This window comes from Staphylococcus hsinchuensis (genome assembly GCF_038789205.1).
GTDB classification, from domain to species: domain Bacteria; phylum Bacillota; class Bacilli; order Staphylococcales; family Staphylococcaceae; genus Staphylococcus; species Staphylococcus hsinchuensis.
Window position 1 is genome coordinate 2,045,360 of record NZ_CP128355.1, and the last position, 19,042, is coordinate 2,064,401.

Consider the following 19,042-nt stretch of genomic DNA (forward strand, 5'->3'; position numbering starts at 1 on the left):
CTTTCTTAATAGACAGATTTAATTTCTTCAACGATGGCGCCTATAAATAAAGGATCTGTGTTAGGCATTACAGGACGATAATAGTTCGCACCTATTTCATCACACACTACTTTACATTCGTAGTCATTATCATATAATACTTCTAAATGTTCACACACAAATCCAACCGGTGTATATATAAAATGTTTATAACCGTGTTGCTCATAGAGTGATTTCGTTAAATATTGAACATCAGGTCCTAACCAAGGTGTGCCTGTATTACCTTCAGACTGCCAACCTTCTGCAACATGTTTAATATGCGTATTCTGTTCAAGGAGTTGGGCAGTTTCATGTAATTCTGTTGGGTATGGGTCGTTATTTCTTTCAATTAGCCCTTTTGGTAAGCTATGCGCAGAAACCACTAATACAGTATCATCATGCTCTTCTTGAGGTATTTGACTTAACGTTTCATTAATTTTCTCTGACCAGTATTGTATAAATTGAGGTTGGTGATAATAATGTTGAACGTGCGTTAATGTTATACCATATTTGTCAGCTTCTTGTTCGGCACGCGTATCATAAGATCCTACTGAAAAGCTAGAATAATGTGGAGCGAGTACTACTGTTACCGCTTCTGTAATACCATCTTCATGCATAGATTGTACGGCATCTTCGATAAATGGATGGATATGTTTTAGACCAATGTAAAGTTTAAATTCAACATCTGAATATGTTTCATTTAAGGCTTCACATAATGCATTTGCTTGATTATTAGTAATTCGAGCTAAAGGAGAAAGTCCCCCTATAAATTCATAACGTGCTTTCAAATCTTCAATTTCTTCAGTTGATGGTTTCTTACCATGTCTAATATCTGTGTAATATGCTTCTATATCACTTTCTTTATACGGCGTACCGTATGCCATAACTAATAAGCCTATGCGCTTTTTCATTTTCAAATCATCCTTCAAATAAATTTAATGTATTCTCGTTATCTTTGTGTATAGTTATGCACAAACTCAGTAATCTTTCTTAACGTCTCAGGTTTAACTTCTGGGAATACACCATGGCCTAAATTGAAAATGTGTTTCCCATGAGCTACACCTTCATCTAAGATAGGTTTTAATCTTTCTTCAATAACATTCCATGGTGCGAGTAGTAATGACGGATCTAAATTACCTTGTAATGTTTTAGTGATGTCTAAATCGTGTGCATCTTGAATTGTATATCTCCAATCCAAACCTAATACATCGATAGGTAAATCGTTCCATTCATTGATTAAATGGCTTGCACCCACACCAAACAAGATAACAGGTACATCATGTTGCGCTTTAATTCCATTGATCAGTTTATTCATAGACGGCTTAATATAATATCTGTAGTCTTCAACATTAAGTGCCCCTACCCATGAGTCGAAGATTTGGATTAACTCTGCACCTGCTTTGATTTGTGCGTTAACGTATGTGATAGACATTTCAACTAAATGATCCATCAATGCAAACCAAGTTGCTTCATCGCTGTACATCATAGCCTTTGTATGATTGTAATTTTTTGATGGGCCACCTTCTATCATATAACTCGCTAGAGTAAATGGTGCGCCTGTAAATCCTATTAATGGTACGTTTAATTTTTCTTCTGTAAGTAACTTAATTGTATCTAGTACATAAGGAACATCTCTTTGAGGATCAATTTTCCCTAATTTCTCTACATCTTGAATATTTTTAATAGGATTTTGAATAACGGGGCCAATACCTGATTTAATATCTACGTCTACACCAATAGGTTTTAGTGGTGTCATGATATCTTTATATAATACTGCAGCATCTGTATTGTAATTATCTACAGGAAGATGTGTCACATATGCACATAACTCTGGTTGATGCGTAATTTCAAATAATGAATATTTTTCTTTTAACTTTCTATATTCAGGTTGAGAGCGTCCTGCTTGTCGCATAAACCATACAGGCGTATGTGAAACTTCCTCTCCCTGAATCATCTTTAAAATTGTATTGTTTTTGCTATGCACCTTAAGATCCTCCTACATTATAATCATTCTTATTTATAATATCATATGTTATTATGTTCGTATTTCGTCATGCTTAAATGTCATAAAAAATTCATACTCAATAAATAATGTCACACTATTTAAAAATCTTTTACCTTCTATCAAGAATCTATTATAATATAAGCTAGCAAATATATGTATATATTGGGAAAATTAAACTAAATATAGTAAAGTATAATTGTTACATACAAATAATGGAGAATAACAAGGGGGATAACGATATGAAACTATATGTTTCTTATGGTACCTTTGGTTATTTGAATCAGATAAGAATCAATAACCCAGACCATGAATTACTACAATTTTCAGCTTCAGATTCTTCAGTAATTATTGAAGAAACTGATACTACAACAGCTTTAAAACAACCTATTGAATATGACATCTTACAATCAGAAGGTGAATTAAACGAAGACCATTTCTATTCTGTCATCTTCGTCCCTACTACTGATGACCATGCATATCAATTAGAGAAGAAATTAATGAATGTAACAGCTGATTTCCAACAATTTGCGGGTTATCGTAGTTATCGTTTATTAAAACCTAACCAAGGTTTAACATATAAGGTTTACTTTGGTTTTAACAAAAGAGCCGACTATGAAGACTTTAAATCATCAACAGTATTTAATGACAATTTTGCTAAGACGGCATTAAGTCAATTTTTCGGTGCAAGCGGGCAACATTCAAGTTATTTCGAAAGATATTTATATCCAATCGAACATTAATCTTTGTTGACCATCTTTTAAAATATTATATTCAATATAAATACAATATTAAAAAGCAGTGAAGCTTTCTACATTAATAGATAACTTCACTGCTTTTATTTTATATAATTGAAACATTATTTATAGATGGAAATATAATTTAGTCTCTCAATAACGTTTCTTGGTACTGTAACTTTTTAATCACGCTTCTTATAGTTAACCATCCTACGATAAAGAACACTATACCTCCATATGCATAGATAGGATTTACAATCGCATAAACAATAGTGAATAATATACCTAAAATTACCATTAATCGTAATAAAAATTGGTGGTAACCTTTAATCACTTTCGTATCGCTAACAGGCCAAACTTGAGGCCATAAACCGTAAGCTTGTTGCGTATAAAATTGTGCCATCTGTAATAAGATAATATACATAAACAATCCGCCAATCACTAATGTAACAATAGGTTGTTGTAACCATATCATTAAGATCAATGCAATCACAACGAGCCTTAATATAATGTGAAAGGCATCCTTACCTCTTGCAAAACTTCTTGTAAATAAATATAAGTACATGTGATTCTCATTAAATTTCTTCGTACTTGGTGTGCGTAATATAGGATCCAAATAACTTCTGCGGACTGCTGTTTCTTTTAAATGTTTAACATCAGTGAACATATTTACAAATTTGTAGTAATTCATATGGTGCTGTTGTTCAGATTTAATCATACGTTCCCATGGGAATAACTGTTTTATATTAATCTTTTTCAATATTAAAATTAATCCTATCAGTAGTAAAATCGTACTTAAACCTGAAATATTTTTAGGTCCCAACACTACAAAATACCCTGATGTAAAGATAATGAATAATAATAAATATAAAGACCAAGTTTCAAGTCTATAACGATACCATTGCCATTTAAGTAATAAACCTAAATATGGCAAGATTAATGCTAATATCGCAAACATGATATAGAAACCATACGATTTACCATTGATTACATAAAACAATGGAAACAATACGATAATCATTATGATTTGGATAGGCAGCCTTAAAAAATAACTATAAATCAAACTAGATTTCATATAATCTGACATATGTTTTTCAAATGGTAATAAGAATAGACGGTCTGCATCTTTAAGTAATGTACGTAATGGAAACATTGAAGTAATTGCTAACACTAAACTCGCAATTAACGCATAATTAATACCTTTCGGGATATGCTTTAACCAGCCACCGTATCCCATTATAAAAGCACCTAGCATAATAACGATAAAAACAGAAAAATGACCATTAAATATAAACTTATTATAGTAGCGTTTTTCTTTATTGATGGCCTGACGACGTTCGTTAAATAACTGCTTTGCATCCAGACTACTCATTATGCTTGGCCACCTTGCGTAACATGAATATAAATTTCATCTAATGTTTTGTCATGTAATCCTGTTTGTGTGCGCAACTCATCTAAATCACCGAACGCCACTATCTCACCTTTATCCATAATAATAAATCGATCACAATATCGTTCAGCTGTTGCAAGTATATGCGTACTCATTAATACAGTTCTATCTTCTTTTTTCTTTTCTACCATTAAATTTAACATCGATTGAATACCTAGTGGATCTAAGCCTAAGAAAGGCTCATCAATAATGTATAGTTCAGGATCTACGATAAATGCACAAATGATCATTACCTTTTGTTTCATACCTTTAGAAAAATGACTTGGGAAAATGTTCAATTCATTTTCTAAACGGAAGGTTTTAAGTAATGGTTCAGCACGTTTCATAGCTTCCTCTCTGTTTATATCATAAGCCATTGCTGTCATGTAAATATGTTCTTTCAAAGTTAATTCTTCATAAATCACTGGCGATTCTGGAATATATGATAACTTTCTTCTATACGTTTCAACATCTTGTTTTATATTAACATCGGAAATCGTCAACTCACCTTCCATTGGCGTGAGTAAACCGAGCATATGTTTTATTGTTGTACTTTTACCGGCTCCATTTAATCCAATGAGTCCTACGATTTCTCCTTTTTTGAGTTCAAAATTGATATTTTTAATAATAGGTTTTTTACCATAACCACCTGTTAGTTGCTCAACTTTCACTGTCATATGGGCACCTCCATAATTTGTATTGTACCAAAAATCAATGTTTATTCATAAATTTATATGTAAAGCACTGACGAAAATATTGTAGGAATGCTATAATATTTGTAACTATGATAAAAGGAGTGAAGATATTATGTCAGAAACTATCTTTAGCAAAATTATTGACGGTGAAATTCCAAGTCATAAAGTATATGAAGATGAATACGTATATGCATTTCTAGATATCTCACAAGTTACTAAAGGACATACATTACTTGTTCCGAAGAAACCATCTGCGAATATATTTGAAACCGATGAAGCAACGATGCAACATATTGGTGCTGCACTTCCAAAAGTTGCAAATGCGATTAAAAAAGCATTTAATCCTGATGGTTTAAATATTATACAAAATAATGGCGAGTTCGCCGATCAATCTGTCTTCCATCTTCATTTCCATTTATTACCAAGATATGAGAACGACACAGACGGTTTTGGCTATCATTGGGAAACACATGAAGATACGATCGATGATGATATGAAAGCTCAACTTGCAAAAGAAATTGCTAACCAATTCAACTAAAATGCTTATTATCCAACGAAAATGGGTATATAAAAAATATTAAACAAATATGAGATTAATTAAGAAATGAGGAGAATTGTAATGAGAACAGCTCAAATTATATTAGGTGTGACTGCAGGTTTAGCAACTGGTCTTGGCGTTGCAATGATGAACCGTGACAATAAACAAGATGCTGATCGCCAATTAAAAGTAAAACGTCCTGCTGGCGCTGAATCAGAATTCACAAGAGAAATTGATACGATTAAACAAAATATCAACGATATTATGAATTACGTAAATCAAATAAAAACTGAAGGTACTGAGTTCGGTAACTCTATCGGTGACGAAGTTAAGACAATGATTGGTGATTTCAAATCGGATATCGATCCAAATATTAACCGTCTACAATCTCATGTTGAAAATCTTCAAAACCGTGGTGAAGAAATTAGTAATACTTTCCAAAAAGATAAGTAATTGATTTACTCCTTTAAATATAATTAAAAATTACTGGATATCGCTAATGAGCTAGAGCGATATTCAGTATTTTTAATGGGAAAATTGAATGATTTGACATCAGTGATCATTTTAGTCTTGACGTTTGATACATTAAGATAGATAATACTTGAGTACAATTAATAATGGTTAGGAAAGGAGTATGGAGATCATGTATCTTTGTTCTCGTCAGGTCGATATTAACGCACGATTCGGGTTGCCTAGAATTGCATTTCTCAGTTTTGCTACTACTATAATTTCATTTTTAATCGCATATGAAATTCTATACTTCTTTTCAGATACGAAATCAACGGATCAACATTTCATATTATTTTTAATTGCAGTATTTTTGTTATATCCATTTCATAAATTTATACATTTAGTATTTCTAAGTCCATATTATAAACATTTCAAATCATACAAATTATCGAAAAATTCCAATGTGCCCTTTTATAATGTTTACGTGAATACACCAGTGAATAAATACTATTTTTGTTTTGCATTACTAACACCATTATTCGTAATCACTGCTTTATGTATCTATGCAACTTTTTTATTCACGGCTTACGGTCACTATTTTATGTTTTTAATCGCATTAAATTTAGGTTATTCAATAATGGATTTACTATATATAAAGGTTATCATCCTTTCTAATGAAGGTACACATATTGAAGAACATCAAACAGGCATCAATATTTTAAGTAAAGTGAATTCCAAGCAACACGCATTACACAAATAAAAATACCGTTTACTAAAGCAGAACTTGTAATCATTAATTTGATGATTACAAGTTCTGCTTTTTTATCTTTAAAGTTGAGGTATTTCGTTTTAAATATAATCATTATTAAAATGTCAAAAAAATCATAATTTTCTACTACAATAGTCTGAGATACTATGTTTCTAATTGGTGTATCGCAATTAATATGTTATATTTACCTTGTTATTCTTACAAAAGGAGTTTCCAACTATGAAATCATTTAAAAAAGTCGTACTTCCATTAACTGCTAGTGCATTATTATTAGGCGCGTGTGGTAATAATGCTACAGATTCGAAAGATAACACACTCATTTCATCTAAAGCTGGTAATGTTAAAGTTGAAGATGTCATGAATAAAATGGGTGACGAACAAGTTGCAAATAGTTCTTTCTCAATCTTATTAAACAAATTATTAGCTGATAAATATAAAGATAAGGTTGATACAAAAGATATTGATAAAGAAATTAAGAAAGAACAAAAGCAATATGGTGGCAAAGATCAATTTGAAAGCATGTTAAAACAACAAAAAATGTCATTAGATGATTATAAGGAACAAAAGAAATTACAAGCGTATCAAAAAGAATTACTTAACGACAAAGTTAAAGTTTCAGACAAAGAAATCAAAGATGACACTAAAAAAGCATCACATATCTTAATTAAAGTAAAAGAAAACAAAGATGATAAAGAAGGTTTATCAGATAAAAAGGCTAAAGCCAAAGCTGAAGAAATTCAAAAGAAAGTTTCTAAAGACCCAGACAAATTTGGTGAAATTGCCAAAGAAGAATCTAAAGATACATCATCAGCTAAGAAAAATGGTAGTTTAGGTTATGTCATTAAAGGTCAAATGGATGACAAATTTGAAAAAGCTTTATTCAAGCTTAAGCAAGGTGAAGTTTCTAAAGTCATTAAGACAGATTACGGTTACCATATTATTAAAGCCGATAAAGAAAATGACTTTAAAGATGAAAAGAGCAAGCTAAAATCTCAAATCTTACAACAAAAAGTACAAAAAGATCCTAAACTGTTAACAGATGCATACAAAGATTTACTTAAAGAATATAAAGTAGATTATAAAGATAGAGATATTAAAAAAGCTATTGAAAATTCTATTCTTGACCCTGACAAAATCAAACAACAACAGCAACAGCAGCAACAACAACAAGCAATGCAACAACAAGGTGGAGGCGCCGCTTCAGGAGGAGCTTCAGGCCTATCAGCAAGTCAATAACACGAAAAAAACTGAGACATTACTCAATGTCTCAGTTTTTTATTCATTATTAATATAAAATAACCCCTATTGCTATACCAATGAGTACAATTGACCAAGATGGCCATTTAAAATGCATCAACAAAACAAACATTACACTAGCTAAAACAAAATCCAGTTCCCCTTTTATTGTTGAAATCCATATTGGTGAATAGAACGCAGCTATTAAAATCCCTACCACACCAGCACTGATACCAGTTAAGAAACCATCAATATATTTATTGGACTTGATATCTTCCCAAAAAGGTAGAATGCCAAATAGCAATAGAAATGCGGGTAAGAAAATCGCAATAGTTGCTACGACACCACCGACAATACCTTCTATATTAGTACCGATATATGATGCAAAAGTAAATAATGGTCCTGGAACACCTTGGGCCGCAGCATAACCAGCTATAAAATCATCTTTAGAAATTAACCCAGCCGGCACAAATTCCTTTTCTAATAAAGGTAAAACAACATGCCCTCCCCCAAAAACGAGTGCGCCTGCACGATAAAAACTATCGAACATGATGATCCACACGTTTTGGAATATTGTGCGAAAAATAGGTAGAATAATTAATAAAGCAAAATACAAACTTATTGATATAACACCGAACAATTTTGGAATGCGAATTTGTTTAGAATATGTCGCTGGATGATCACTTTTTCTTAAAAAGATTAATCCATATAATCCTGTTAAAGTTAACGCTACAATTTGTATAAGTATGTGATGCACTAATAAAGTAATTGCTAATACAAACAAAGCGAGTAAAATTTTTGATTTTGTATTTGTTAATTTTTTACTCATACCTAAAATTGCTTGAGCCACAACAGCAACCGCAACTAACTTCAAACCTTGTATCCAAGATGTACTCATATCAGTACCATTCATTACCACTGCAAAAATAATAAGTATGACTACCGAGGGCATCGTAAAAGCAAGAAATGATAATATCCCACCTACTAAACCTCCCCTTATAGTACCGATACCTATACCAACTTGACTACTCGCGGGCCCCGGTAAAAATTGACATAAAGCCACCAGGTCTGAATATTCTTTTTCGTTTAACCATTTCCTCTTTTTTACATATTCATCATAAAAATATCCTAAATGTGCTGTAGGTCCGCCAAAAGAAATACATCCGAGCTTAAGCGCTACTAAAAAGATTTGTATGTATTTGTACATTATTTATCCCCTTAAGTGTTTTGAAATGACATTCATTAATACTTATGATCCCCTTCAAATATCAAATTCAGTTATTGTAATTTGATTTTATGTGTATTTTGATAGTAAGTCAATTTAATTTTAAGCAATTCACTAGCTTATTTATATCGCTAATTTTATAAAAATGGTCCCATTATATAAAAAGAGGTTTATACACATTTCTCTGTGTATAAACCTCTTGCATATTTAGTACTTAATCCATTGTTTTCGGATTATAGAATTGACGTCCTTCTAAACCAAAAATACGTTCTGTAAATTGTCCTTCATCTGTTTTCTTGAATGCTTTTTCAAACATATTCATTTTAGCATCAATATTATCTATGAAGAAGAGTATCTCAGCTTCTTTTAAATGTGGCATTTTTGGTGAACCGAATTCCATTTTACCGTGGTGAGCTAAGATCATATGACGTAATAACATAATTTCTTCGCCATCTATGCTCAAATCTCTCGCTGCTGCAGCCACTTCATCACTTGCAATAGAAATATGGCCTAATAAATTTCCTTCGACCGTATAAGAAGTAGCCACTGGACCACTTAACTCTTTCACTTTACCCATGTCATGTAAAATAATTGCACTGTATAATAAACTACGATTCAACAATGGATAAATATCGCAAATTGATTTAGCTACACGTAACATCGTTAAAACATGGTAACTTAACCCACTTGAAAAGTTATGATGATGTGTACTTGCTGCTGGAAACGTAAAAAATGCTTCTTGATGTTTGCGTATTAAATGACGTGTAATACGCTGTAAATTGGCATTTTCAATTTCTAACATGAAATGTGAAATTTCCTCTTGTATTTCATCTGGTGTTAAAGGCGCACCATCAACAAAATCGTGAATGTTTAAATTATCTTCAGCTGTTGTTAACCTAATTTTATTAATTTTCATTTGCTTTCTACCACGATAATTAATTACATCACCAATAACGTGAACAACCTTTTCTGGCACAAGTACTTTCATTTCTTCTTTCGTAACTCTCCATAGTTTCGCTTCCATGTCTCCACTTTTATCTTGTAAATAAAGCGTCATGTAATCCTTACCTTGCGCAGTTACACCTTGTGTTGCCTTGTGTATTAGAAAGTAATGATCTACCGAATCACCAGGATTAAGTTTTTCTATATTTCGCATTATTTACCGCCTTCCTTGTATTTATTTAACGTGATTATTTGTTTTGAAGGCACGCTAGTATCTTTAGCACATGTAAAGTATAAGATTTGATAATCATTTGGCATACTTCTTAAATAATTCATCATCAATTCTTTACGATGTTTATCAAAATGAACAAATGCATCGTCTACAATGATTGGGAATGGATAGTAAGGTTTTAACGTTTTGATTAAGCTTAAGCGTAAAGCAATATATAATATTTCTTTAGTAGATTGACTCAGTTCGACTGGTTCATACATTTGGCCATTAAGATGTTTCACCATTAAAACTTCGTTTGCATAAGTAACTTGTACATATTGGTTATTTGTTAAATGTGAAAAGATATGTGTTGCTTCATCTATAACATATGGCAAACGTTGGTCTTTAATTTGTCTAATATGACCATCTACTAAATTTTGCAGATAACTTAAACTTGCCCATTCTTTCGCTTCATCATTGACTTTATTCTTAAGTGTATGGAATCTATGTCTTAAATGCGCTAACGTCTTATCAGTTTCCATATCAGTAATTTGAGCTTTTAAGTCACTTACTTCAGATTGTAGCGTTAAATATTGATCATTATATTCATCCACTTGCTTAGAAAGTACTGCATTTTCATTTTCTAATTGTGCCGTAGTTTTTTCACTTAGTTTTGAGCTTAATTCATAATCATAGCTTTGATTTTCTAGATAGTTAGATAAATCACTGAATCTATTTAACTGTTTGTGATATGTTTGATATTTATCATAATGACGATAATAACTTTCTTCATCAGAAACTTGAACAAATTCAAATAGCTTTGATATTACATTATTATTTTCAGTTAAACGGTCGTTTAGTTGACTTATTTCATTTTCTAATAAAGCGATTTGTTCATTGTTACGTTGACGTTTATCTAAGTTATCAATTTCTGTCTTCAACCATTGTTGAACATCATGGAATAACGATGATTCATTGAAGTAAGTAAATTGATTTTTCGTTACTTCATAAGCATGTTCGTAGAATGATTTTAATGCTCTTTCTAACTCGTTCGCATGTTGCGATAATTCCTCAACATGTTTATCATGCCCTTTAATTTTGTGCATTGTAGCGATACCATCAACAAGTAATTCATCTGACATTTTATCAGATAAATGTAGTTCTGACTTAACATCTTGAATATGTTGATCTGCTTTTTGATGTTGTTGTTGTGCGTATTTTAAATTTTTAGCTAAGTAATCGGTTTTACGTTCTAATGTTTCTTTATTTTTAATAGCATTTTGTAGCTGTTCTCGTATTCTATATTGGTCATCTAAGTCAAAGTCTAAATCGTAATTTTTTTCTAGATGATCAACTTGATGCTGTAAATCTTCTATTTCATTTGAAAATGTTTCGCTATGGCCCACTTCTTTGGATTTAACGAAAAATGTTCCTACGATAAACACGATCGCTAAAATTGAGAATATAACACCAAATAAAATAGTTGTAGACATGAATGAAAATACAGCTAAGCCAATACTTACAATCGCTAAGATAATCATTGATATGCGTAACATATTTTGCTTTTTCTCATTTTCACGTTGTTCAATATCAAATGATTCTTTCATTTTTTGGAATAAATTATTTTTTTCTCTTAATTCAAATACGCGTTTATTGTATTGCTTTTTCTTTTCGAATGTCTCTTCTGGAACGATATCCGCTTCTAAAGCATTGAGTTCGTCTTCATTACTGTCTTTTTCTATCTTATTATCTTCTATGCTTCGCTCAATTTGTTGAATTGCTGCAGCTTGTTCTTGTTTCGTCTTGATTTGATCACTTACGTGACTCTTCATCGCTTCAGAACTATCAACATCATGATGTACAGTATCCCAACCAATATTAAATTGTAACCCTGATTTTTCACGTTCTTTATCATTAATTTCTTTTTTAATATTCTTTAATTCAAATTCTTTTTGTTTGACCTCATTTTCTTGTTGTTGCAAATGTTTAAATGCATCAATATCCATTTGATGAGGTTCGTTGATTCTCTCATTTTCCGATTTAAGCATTGCTAACTTTTCTTGACGAAGTCCTAAGTCTTTTTTTAAGTTATGTGTCTGTGATTTAGCCGTTTCGTAACGGTCAATGCCTTGTTCTGGAAAATGTATTGGAGCAATATTTAAATTACCTTCCAACGTTTTCCATTCTTGCGTTTGTTCATGTAATGCTAATTCTTTTTGTTTTGATTCATGCATTTTTGATAATTGAGATAAGTTTTGTTTGAGATGATTCAATCTGCGCTCTGCTTTATCTTTATCATCAGTTAAACGTTTATAAGTTGTTAACTTTGCTTCTTCATTACGAATTTGGGACTCCAAATCTTTAAGTTGCTCGATTTGTTGATTGATAACTGGATGGCGACCATTTTTCTTATATAATGTTTCTTTCTTTTCGTTCAACAACTCTCTCATGCTAGTAAATTCTGTAGAACCTAAAGCACCGGCTTGGAGTAAATAGTTTTGTAATTGGGTTTCATCTAGTCGTTTGTGAATGTCTTGCAAACCTAACACATCAAATGAAAAGATTCCCTGATATGTACGTTTTGAAATGTAATTGAGCTCTTTTTTCAACCATGTTTCATCTTTAATCACACCGTTTGGAAGGTAAACTTTTACATCACCAGCTGCACTGCCTTTAATGCGTTCAACTTCTACAAGAGAACCATCATCTTGAATTAAAGTTAATTTGCCCCCGTATTGGTTCCCTAATCTAGGCTCTAAGCGGGGCTCATTTTCTTTTTTCGTTGGAAATCCGAATAGAATTGAATGTATAAAGGCTTGGATTGTAGATTTCCCTGTCTCATTTTCACCATAAATTTCAGTGAACTGATCATTAAAATCAATCTTCCTTTGGATAAAACGTCCATATCCATATATTTCTATTGATTTAATCTTCACGTTATTCACCCCTCATATCAGATTTTAACAATGTTTCTGCTTGTTCAATTAAGGAACGACGATCAAAATCATTGAAATTATCTAAGTACTTAGATGCCTTTGGATTTAAATAGAGATCACTCATCGCTTGTTCAAACACTTGTTGATCATCTAACAATTCTGAAGAAAATTCACTTGCAAGTGACTTAGACTCTTCATCTTTGTATTTAAATGTTAAATCTTCTATAAATACAAAGTTGTGTTCATTTTCCTCATACTCACTAATCATTTGTTCAACTTGCATTAAATCTTGTGGTGGTATTTCATTATCCACTTTTAAAACAACTTTAAGTTTATATATAGATTTTCCATATTTACGTACTTTATCTTTAAAGTTTTGAATTTCTTCAAATAACCCTTGTTTCGTAGTTTGAGTAGTTTGAATTGTTGCTTCTTCAAAACGAATAAATTGTGTCGGTATAAATTGCGTACGTAATTTTAAATCATCACCTTCAACGAGTAAGCAGCCTTTTTCTCCTAATTCTTTGAAATGACGACCTTGAATGTTACCCGGATAATGTATTTGAGGCATTTCACTTAGTTGTTGACGTTCATGTATATGCCCTAAAGCCCAATAATGATATAGCTTTTCTTTCAAATCTTCTAACCTGAACTCAGTATAACGTTCATGCGTATTGGATTTACTATATGTACCATGTAACAGACCGATATGAATACCTTTCTCTCCTTGACTTGAAGGATATGCATCTACTTTATTTTCATAGCTCGCATCATTTTGATAACTGAAACCATGTAAGTATATTTCTTCGCCATTTTTCGTTATGGTTTGGTAAGTTTCCACATTTTCCGAAAATACTGAGACATTATTAGGCCACTGAGTTGCTACGCCTGTCGATAATGGATCATGATTACCGTGACAAACATAGACGAATATTTGCTCCTTAGCTAAACGCTCAAACTGAGACTTTAAGAATACTTCGGCTCTTAAAGTGCGATTTTCTTGATCAAACAAATCTCCTGATATTATTAGAAAATCAACTTCTTCATTTAACGCAGTATCTACAATTAACTTAAAACTTTCATATGTACTATTTTGAATATCTTCGAAAATAGACTGGCTTAGATAACTTCTGGACTTAAAAGGGCTATCCAGATGTAAATCAGCACAATGTATAAATTTAACCATACAGTACAGATCTCCTTTTTAAGGTTGATATCATATCAATTACAAATCTTGAGAGTAATAACTAGATGTTAATTATGATGATAAGGGCATAAAACTTTAGGGGATCAAGTGAATTATCTTTGAATTGTTGGGATTCTAAACCTACTTACCCCACCCTTATTGTTTCTATTCATTTTACCATAATCTAGATCATCCAGTCGATAAAACTTAAAGTGATATGAGCGATTCATTCACTTTGAACTGGTTAAATTTGAAAGTGGTACGATTTGATAAACTTGATCTAAGTAAAAATACAAAATACAAATAATATGTTTAAAATAACACTATTTATATTTCTTAAAAGATAATGGTATTGTTATATAAAAGAGGAGGAAGTATATGAAAATATCTTGGATTCTATGGTGGATTATAAGTGTGTTTTGGATAGTGGTTATTTTAAGTTTAACTATTTATTCATTGTTAAACGGCCTTACAATTAATAATCAATCAGATTTTTTTAAATTCTTTTGTTTACTCATAGGTTTATTTATATTTCCATTTATTATTCAACTTTTATGGTTAGTTATAAATATTTTGGTTAAAATTTTTAAATGATACAGATCATATTTTAATATTTACGTGTCCCAAGTATAATTGACCAAATATTTGAAGTAACCATTATAATAATATAAGTCATATTCATCTCATAAGACAGATAAAGGTCTATTCGAAAACAATTTTTCGAATAGACCTTATTAATGAATAATTAAATTTTTCTGGCTAATATTAAAAATTAGTCAGCGTAAATTTCATCTAATGGTTTAACAATGATTTGGTTAATCTCTTGGAATACTTGACTCATTTTTTGTTCAGCATTCATTAATTCAGAGATGTTAGAATCTTCTTCGATTTTTTGAGCTTGTTCTTGTGCTTTTTGTAGCTCTTCTTCGCCGATTTCTTCACCTTGCATTTGTTTTTGTTGGAAATTCAATTGAGTTTCACGGAATTCTTCAAATAAAGCTTTTGATTCTTCGTTTTCTTTTACTTTTGAATAAGCTTCTTGAATTGCTTTGTATTCGTCGCTTTCTCTTAAAGCTTGTTCTAGTTGATTTGCATGATCGTATAAATTTACTGCCATTCTGCTTCACTCCTTTTGTGTATATGTGTTTAAAACCACATCGTCATTACAATAACATAAATTATTTAGTTATACAAAAATAGCAATTACGCCTTGTAATAAACCAATAATTCCACCTAATAAGAAACCTAAAAACGTTATCAATTTTAGCTCTTTATTGGCGATACCAATAATTAATCTTTCAATATAATCAAGTTCAAAAGTATTGATTTGTTCCTCTATCATTTGTCTTAAGTTGATTTTCTTCATTATCGGTGTTAAATGTTCAGATGCGCGATCGATAATGATATTTGTAGCTTTCGAAACGACGCGTTGTTCTAGAAAATTAATAAACCCTAGCATCAATTTATTTAGAGGTTGTTGTGTTGTCTTATCAAGTTCTAAATACCCCATGATTAAATCAGTTGAAGATGCTTTAAATGATTCAAATTGAGTTTCACTTACCACTTCTTCTAGTTTTTTCGATTTTAATGTTTGATATTCATTATCTATAATTTGCTTTGCAATTTTTTTAGCTTTAGGGTGACTCGTTAAACGAATTAATTCATGTTGGATACGCTCTGCAATACTTTCTTTCGTCATAAACATTTGTAATAAACCTACAATACGACCCTTTTCCTGAAAAAAAGTATCTAGCATGGAAGAAATATCATGTGCACCTTTTTCTGATTTTAAATACACACGGGCACGATCAAATAATAAATCAGGCACCTGTTCTGATTTACTGTCTAACACCTTTTCTATTTCATTAGGTATGATAGATGCAATAGTTGCGGATCTATGGTTTTCATAAAATGAACTTAACTTACTTGAGATAAACGGGTGTAGATGTTGAGATGAAACTTGATCTAAATCAATATTCAGTTCTTCCGTTAAATAACTAATCGTCACATGATCTTGTTTCAATTTCGAAATTTGCTTTAATAATAAATCTTCAATAGCTTCTCTTGAAGATGGTGCATTTAATTTTGACTTTATCAATGATTCTGTAAGTAAATGTTCCTCTACAACTTGCCCAATTTTACTCGCAACTTCGTCTCGACGCTTAGGAATCAAACCCGGTGTAAAAGGGAGACGTTTGTTGAAAATATAATATGCTTTGTAAGGATGAAACAACATTCTAATGGCAATGACGTTAGTAACGCCACCAATAATTGCACCTATGATCATCATAAATACAACAAGTAATATCGCGGTCATAAAATGGTAACCCCTTTTTATTTTTTAATTGAATGTAAATATTTTAGTGCATTTCCATTGTTACATTGTATAACATTCAACAGTTCAATGTATAAAATTTGGCATTGTATTCGTCTTATTTATACATAAAACTATACAACTTTAAATAGCTGTTCAGTATACCTAAACTTAATTACATGTAAAAGCATTTTCAAATAAAAAAATCCAAGATGATAACGTAACATCACCTTGGAATTCCCTTAATTATAAAAAGATTTAATCTTTCAGTAACCTTCTAGCTAAAAAAGCTTTATAAACTAACTATTCTAATTCTAGCCAAATTAAACGTTAATAAAATAATGATTTCATTACGTTTTTAAAATGTGATTAAATCATTCAAATAAAGTTGCCTTACTATATGAAGTATTTACATAAATAATGATTCTTCTATCACAAGATTTCTAGAATTACACATGCATTAATTCTTCTTTAGAAATTCTGTTGAAATAAGTTTCTGCTTCTCTTAATTTTGAAGTACCGAAGATTGGTTGTGTTTCTTGGTTAAGTACTCTGAAGATATTACTTACTTTGTTACTTTGCAAAATATAGCCATTTCGTTTCTCTTCAGTATTCCAGTAAATATCACTCGTAGTTGAGTGGTTTGGGTATGCACAATGGTTACGAGAAATCGTTTGAACCATTTCTAAAGGATCACAACCAAATGTACTATTTAATACATCAGAATCTCTAAATAAAGCACAAATTGACACGCATGTTGTCCAGTTAGGTAATACTCTTTCTTTTTCAATTTGAACTAACGTCTTTTTAGATAGTCCAATTGTTTGGGCCATTGTATCTTGCGTATACCCCGCTTCGATACGGACCATTTTAAATTTTGTTTGAATTAAATCTGTAAAACTCTGTCTATCCATTTCTGTAATCTACCTTTCGTATAAAGAATATTTTATCCGGACACAAGAAATTGCAATAATACACGTTTCTTGAAACACAAATTACATCTTAATACATATTGAATTAAAATAAAAGAGTGAAATGCAATTTTTGTTGATTTTCAATCAATCACATAATTGTCTAAATAATCAATCTTATAGCCGAATTTTAAAACAATTGTTTACGTGCACGAATTAAGAAGTTTGTACAATCGTATTCATAAATTAATTATTATAAAAAGTACGTAGACCAATAACTTCTCAAATCACAAACTCTTATAATTATAACGCAAAATCACTCAAAACTACACATAAATTGAAAATTGACGTGAATTCGTCAAAAAATATTATTTTATTTTACATTATTCTGAAACTTCCTTATAATTTTAACTACTTTAGATGAAGGTTGTTAAATTTTTATGAAAGATAAATACATATTATTAGCAAGTTGCTCTGATAGAGTTGGTATCACTTCTCTTATCACAGAACTTATGGCTGAATATCAATCTAATATTTTACATTTAGATCATTTTACAGAATATGATAATAATGAAGATTCAAATGGAAAACTCTATTTACGTTTTGAATTTGAAAAGGCTCCAGGTCTTAAAGAAGCATTGTCATCAGCTTTATCAGATAATCAAATTGAATACAGTATATTTGATGGTAATGAAAAAACTAAAATAGCATTATTTGTTTCAAAAGAAGATCATGCATTTAATGAGGTATTGTTAAGAGTACAACGTGGAGAATTTCCAGCAGAAATTGTTTGTGTTGTAAGTAACCATACAAATAACAAACATTTTGCAGATGCATTTAATATCCCTTTTTATCATATACCAGTCAATAAAGATTCAAAATCTGCTGCCGAATCTAAAATGATAGAAATTTGTAAAGAACACAATGTGGATTTAATTGTATTAGCTAAATATATGCAAATTCTGTCAGATGACTTCGTCAGTCACTATCCAAACCAAATCATAAATATTCATCATTCATTTTTACCATCGTTTATCGGCGCAAATCCGTATAAACAAGCATGGGATCGAGGCGTTAAAATCGTTGGTGCTACAGGTCATTACGTAACTTCAGATTTAGATGAAGGACCAATTATCGATCAAGATGTAACTAGAATTAACCATCGTTACAATGTAAAAGCATTACGTAAAAAAGGACGACATGTTGAATCAAGAGTGCTCGCAAATGCAGTAGAACTACATGTTCAACATAAAGTTATTGTCACAGAAGGTAATAAAACAATTGTCTTTTAATCATCAATTAAAATAGATATTTTGTTTATACAAAATAAGCGAGGTCAAGACGTTAAAAATGGATTTTGAGTCTTATCGAATTATGTATAAAAACTCAAATCTACTTCGTCTTAACCTCGTATTTATTTAATCTTTTGAAACTTGAATGAAC

The 19,042-nt window shown here is 31.0% G+C and carries 17 protein-coding genes; 6 read left to right on the forward strand and 11 right to left on the reverse strand.

Going from position 1 to position 19,042, the window contains the following annotated elements:
• Window positions 1-5: 5 nt before the first annotated feature.
• Both hemH and hemE read right to left on the reverse strand, forming a co-directional pair.
• Window positions 6-929, reverse strand: a complete 924-nt coding sequence (gene hemH / locus QQM35_RS10155; RefSeq protein WP_251942736.1) for a ferrochelatase — start codon at window positions 927-929, stop codon at window positions 6-8.
• Window positions 930-967: 38 nt separating this feature from the next.
• Entirely contained in the window at window positions 968-2,002 is a 1,035-nt protein-coding gene (hemE, locus tag QQM35_RS10160; RefSeq protein WP_285813496.1) for a uroporphyrinogen decarboxylase, read from the reverse strand.
• 260 nt (window positions 2,003-2,262) lie between these two features.
• Between hemE and QQM35_RS10165 the strand changes: the two genes are divergently transcribed.
• Window positions 2,263-2,763, forward strand: coding sequence for a signal transduction protein TRAP (locus tag QQM35_RS10165; protein WP_251519625.1), 501 nt, complete (start codon window positions 2,263-2,265; stop codon window positions 2,761-2,763).
• 139 nt (window positions 2,764-2,902) lie between these two features.
• Here the strand turns inward: QQM35_RS10165 and ecsB are convergent, their stop codons facing one another.
• Together ecsB and ecsA are read right to left on the reverse strand one after the other, a co-directional pair.
• Window positions 2,903-4,129 carry an ABC transporter permease EcsB gene (gene ecsB, locus QQM35_RS10170; RefSeq protein ID WP_251519623.1) on the reverse strand — a complete coding sequence of 409 codons (1,227 nt, stop codon included), beginning with the start codon at window positions 4,127-4,129 and terminating at the stop codon, window positions 2,903-2,905.
• Window positions 4,129-4,863 (reverse strand): ABC transporter ATP-binding protein EcsA, encoded by a 735-nt coding sequence (ecsA, locus tag QQM35_RS10175; RefSeq protein ID WP_251519621.1) that lies wholly within the window; start codon window positions 4,861-4,863, stop codon window positions 4,129-4,131. Before ecsA ends, ecsB begins: the two co-directional genes overlap by 1 nt.
• 130 nt (window positions 4,864-4,993) lie before the next feature.
• Here ecsA and QQM35_RS10180 point away from each other — a divergent pair, with 130 nt between their 5' ends.
• The 4 genes from QQM35_RS10180 to QQM35_RS10195 all read left to right on the forward strand — a co-directional run bounded on the left by QQM35_RS10180 (window position 4,994) and on the right by QQM35_RS10195 (window position 7,874).
• A complete protein-coding gene (locus QQM35_RS10180; RefSeq protein WP_251942734.1) occupies window positions 4,994-5,419 on the forward strand; it encodes an HIT family protein in 426 nt (141 codons plus the stop codon).
• A gap of 81 nt (window positions 5,420-5,500) precedes the next feature.
• Window positions 5,501-5,872 carry a YtxH domain-containing protein gene (locus tag QQM35_RS10185; RefSeq protein WP_342610380.1) on the forward strand — a complete coding sequence of 124 codons (372 nt, stop codon included), beginning with the start codon at window positions 5,501-5,503 and terminating at the stop codon, window positions 5,870-5,872.
• 190 nt (window positions 5,873-6,062) lie between these two features.
• Window positions 6,063-6,629, forward strand: a complete 567-nt coding sequence (locus QQM35_RS10190; protein WP_251520952.1) for a DUF3267 domain-containing protein — start codon at window positions 6,063-6,065, stop codon at window positions 6,627-6,629.
• Between the two features lie 228 nt (window positions 6,630-6,857).
• Window positions 6,858-7,874 carry a peptidylprolyl isomerase PrsA gene (locus QQM35_RS10195; RefSeq protein WP_251519615.1) on the forward strand — a complete coding sequence of 339 codons (1,017 nt, stop codon included), beginning with the start codon at window positions 6,858-6,860 and terminating at the stop codon, window positions 7,872-7,874.
• Between the two features lie 49 nt (window positions 7,875-7,923).
• On the opposite strand, the gene chrA is transcribed toward QQM35_RS10195, so the two are convergent.
• The 7 genes from chrA to xdrA form a co-directional block, all read right to left on the reverse strand.
• A complete protein-coding gene (gene chrA, locus QQM35_RS10200) occupies window positions 7,924-9,081 on the reverse strand; it encodes a chromate efflux transporter (protein ID WP_251519613.1) in 1,158 nt (385 codons plus the stop codon).
• Between the two features lie 232 nt (window positions 9,082-9,313).
• The gene (gene yhaM / locus QQM35_RS10205) at window positions 9,314-10,255 is read right to left on the reverse strand and encodes a 3'-5' exoribonuclease YhaM (RefSeq protein ID WP_342610381.1); all 942 of its coding nucleotides are present in this window, start codon (window positions 10,253-10,255) and stop codon (window positions 9,314-9,316) included.
• The gene (locus QQM35_RS10210) at window positions 10,255-13,188 is read right to left on the reverse strand and encodes an ATP-binding protein (RefSeq protein WP_251519609.1); all 2,934 of its coding nucleotides are present in this window, start codon (window positions 13,186-13,188) and stop codon (window positions 10,255-10,257) included. The genes yhaM and QQM35_RS10210 overlap by 1 nt, the downstream gene beginning before the upstream one ends.
• Before the next feature lies 1 nt (window position 13,189).
• Window positions 13,190-14,374 (reverse strand): metallophosphoesterase family protein, encoded by a 1,185-nt coding sequence (locus QQM35_RS10215; RefSeq protein ID WP_342610382.1) that lies wholly within the window; start codon window positions 14,372-14,374, stop codon window positions 13,190-13,192.
• Between the two features lie 772 nt (window positions 14,375-15,146).
• Entirely contained in the window at window positions 15,147-15,491 is a 345-nt protein-coding gene (locus tag QQM35_RS10220; RefSeq protein ID WP_251519605.1) for a YlbF/YmcA family competence regulator, read from the reverse strand.
• Between the two features lie 69 nt (window positions 15,492-15,560).
• A complete protein-coding gene (locus QQM35_RS10225) occupies window positions 15,561-16,691 on the reverse strand; it encodes a DUF445 domain-containing protein (RefSeq protein ID WP_251519603.1) in 1,131 nt (376 codons plus the stop codon).
• Between the two features lie 446 nt (window positions 16,692-17,137).
• Window positions 17,138-17,602, reverse strand: coding sequence for an XRE family transcriptional regulator XdrA (gene xdrA / locus QQM35_RS10230; protein WP_251519601.1), 465 nt, complete (start codon window positions 17,600-17,602; stop codon window positions 17,138-17,140).
• A 437-nt stretch (window positions 17,603-18,039) separates the two neighbouring features.
• Between xdrA and purU the strand changes: the two genes are divergently transcribed.
• Window positions 18,040-18,891, forward strand: coding sequence for a formyltetrahydrofolate deformylase (gene purU, locus QQM35_RS10235; RefSeq protein WP_342610383.1), 852 nt, complete (start codon window positions 18,040-18,042; stop codon window positions 18,889-18,891).
• The last annotated feature ends 151 nt before the right edge of the window (window positions 18,892-19,042 follow it).